Below are 1,974 nucleotides of genomic sequence, written 5' to 3'. Positions count from 1 at the left end.
GGCGGGGTGCCGGGGTCGCTAGCGTGACGGGGTGACGACCGACCCGCTCGCGCCACTGCTCGCGCTCGCCGACGTCGCCGACGCCGTCGAGCAGGCCCGTACCCGCTTCGACCAGACGCTCGGCCACCGCGCGCTGCGCCGGCACGGCGGCCAGGTCGCCGCCGAGGTCAGCCTGCGCTCCGCGGTGGCCAGCGCCGCCCTGGAAGGCCGGGCCCACGACCGGGAGACGGTACGCGCCGGCACCGTCACCGAACCGGTGCTCCAGGGCGCCCTGCGGGTCGCCGGTGCACTGCCCGGCCTCAGCGACCTCTGGCCGAAGGCACCCCGGCAGGCCCTGGCGAAACTGCACGTACTCGCCGCCCGGGAACTGGTCACCGAGGCCGAACTGGGCCGTCCGGTCGACGATCCGGTGGTCGCCGCCCGGCTGGACGCCCTCGCCGCGCTGGTGGCTGGCGGCACCCAGGTCAGCCCGCTGGTGCTGGCTGCTGTCGTACACGGTGAGCTGCTTAACCTGCGGCCCTTCGCCGGCCCCTCCGGCGTGGTGGCGCGCGGCGCGGCCCGCCTGGTGCTGCTCTCCCGCGGCTTCGACCCCCGCGGGTTGCTCGCCGTCGATGTCGGCCACCGCGAGCGGGAACCGGAGTACGTCGGTGCGGCCGGCGCCTTCGCCACCGGCACCCCCGACGGGCTGCGCTCGTGGCTGCGGCACTACATGGCAGCCGTCGAGGTGGGCGCCGACCAGCTCACAGCCATCGGTGACGAGGTGCTGGCCGCCGCCTGAATATTCGGCTTGGGGGCGGTGCCGGGCCGAGGTGGCGTCGGCCCGGCCGGCTCAGGCCGAGGTGGCGTTGGCTCGGACGGTGGCGGTGCCGGCTCAGGCCGAGGTGGCGCTGGCCCGGACGCGGCGGTGGCGGCCGTACCAGGCGATGCCGATCGCCACCCCGACGCCCACCCCGAGCGCGGCGGCGGCGACCGGAACGGCGGGCCGTTCCCGCAACCGCCGACCCAGCGGGATCGGGTGCCGGAACTCCAGCACCGGCCAGGCGTTCTCGACCGCCAACCGGCGCAGCTGCCGATCCGGGTTGACCACCGTCGGATGCCCCACGCACTCCAACAGCGGCCGATCACTGTACGAATCGGAGTAGGCGTACGAATCGGCCAGGTCATACCCGCGTTCGGTGGCGAGTTCGGTCACCGCCTCCGCCTTGCTCGGGCCGGCCGCGTAGAACTCGACCTCACCGTTGTACCGGCCGTCCAGCACACCCATCCGGGTGGCGATCACGTCGGTGATGCCGAGCAGCGCACCGATCGGACGCACCATCTCCTCACCCGAGGCGGAGACGAGTACGACGTCCCGGCCGGCGGCCTGGTGCTCCTCGATTAGGGCGGCGGCTTCGGCGTACACATAAGGGTTGATCAGCTCGTGCAGCGTCTCCGCGACGATCTGGCGGACCTGTTCCACCGGCCAGCCCTTACAGAGCGTGGCAAGGTAGTCCCGGGTTCGGGCCATGGTCTGCTCGTCGGTGCCGCCCAGCCGGAACATCAGCTGCGCGTACGCCGACTTGACCACGTCACGCCGAGTGATCAGGCCGTCTCGGTAGAACGGCCGACCGAACGCCAGGGCGCTCGACTTGGCGATCACGGTCTTGTCCAGATCGAAAAAAGCGGCACTTCGGCCCACGGCGCGAAAGTCTAGCCCGATGCACTATCGTCGGCGGGTGCCCGGGGGCCGAAGACCGCCCGGACCTGCGGGACGGCCCGCGCGACGCCTGCGAGGAGTGACTGCGGTCACACCCTCCGCACCGGAATTCGCAGGGAGTGGAGGCTACACCACTCGACGTACACAGGTCTGCTCAGGCAGACTTGGTGACAAGACGAGCGTTCACTTCCCGTACCACCGGTAGACCCTCGGCGGTTGCACCCCCCGTGACCGCTGAGCGGGTTCGGCTCGACCCCCCCGGAGCCGAACCTCCCGAC

Annotated in this window: 2 protein-coding genes; one reads left to right on the top strand and one right to left on the bottom strand. The window is 72.2% G+C overall.

Annotated features, from left to right (window positions below):
- Nucleotides 1–31 precede the first annotated feature (31 nt).
- The gene (locus tag C1I93_RS30345) at nucleotides 32–778 is read left to right on the top strand and encodes a Fic family protein (protein ID WP_111246662.1); all 747 of its coding nucleotides are present in this window, start codon (nucleotides 32–34) and stop codon (nucleotides 776–778) included.
- A gap of 93 nt (nucleotides 779–871) precedes the next feature.
- Here C1I93_RS30345 and C1I93_RS30335 read toward each other — a convergent pair whose 3' ends face one another.
- Nucleotides 872–1,678, bottom strand: coding sequence for an HAD family hydrolase (locus C1I93_RS30335; protein ID WP_111246661.1), 807 nt, complete (start codon nucleotides 1,676–1,678; stop codon nucleotides 872–874).
- Nucleotides 1,679–1,974 lie beyond the last annotated feature (296 nt).

Origin of the sequence: Micromonospora endophytica (assembly GCF_003236305.1) — a bacterium.
Lineage (GTDB): Bacteria > Actinomycetota > Actinomycetes > Mycobacteriales > Micromonosporaceae > Micromonospora > Micromonospora endophytica.
Note: the sequence above shows the minus strand (reverse complement) of the source record. Positions and strands in the feature narration are given on the sequence as shown.